The sequence below is a fragment of the Martelella sp. FOR1707 genome (assembly GCF_053484265.1).
Genome location: NZ_JBAKFP010000024.1, coordinates 1 through 282, shown reverse-complemented (window position 1 = coordinate 282; position 282 = coordinate 1). Strand labels below are relative to the sequence as shown.

Below are 282 nucleotides of genomic sequence, written 5' to 3'. Positions count from 1 at the left end.
TGGGCATAAGCCGCAAGCTCCGAATTTGAGGATAGGGTTCACCCCTCTCTGCCCCTGTCGGGGCATCTCCCCCTCAAGGGCAGGGCTATCGCATATGAGCGATTGCTGCGATGAGATAGTCGTCGTTCCAGGCGCATTTTCGTATGCGGTGGCTTATGGGAACTTTATCGCTGTCTGCCAGTTGGAGGATGTTTCCTACGATGCGGTTGATGAGCGCGATGTTGGCGGGAGCGTGGTCCTTTCGGGCTCGACTCTGATCTTCCCTGAGATGCACATCGAGGA

At 56.4% G+C, this 282-nt stretch carries 1 protein-coding gene; it reads left to right on the top strand.

Annotation, left to right across the window (positions count from 1 at the left end; translation table 11 throughout):
• Positions 1-94: 94 nt before the first annotated feature.
• A partial coding sequence (locus V6765_RS24090; protein ID WP_448433135.1) for a hypothetical protein occupies positions 95-282 on the top strand: 188 nt, incomplete at its 3' end.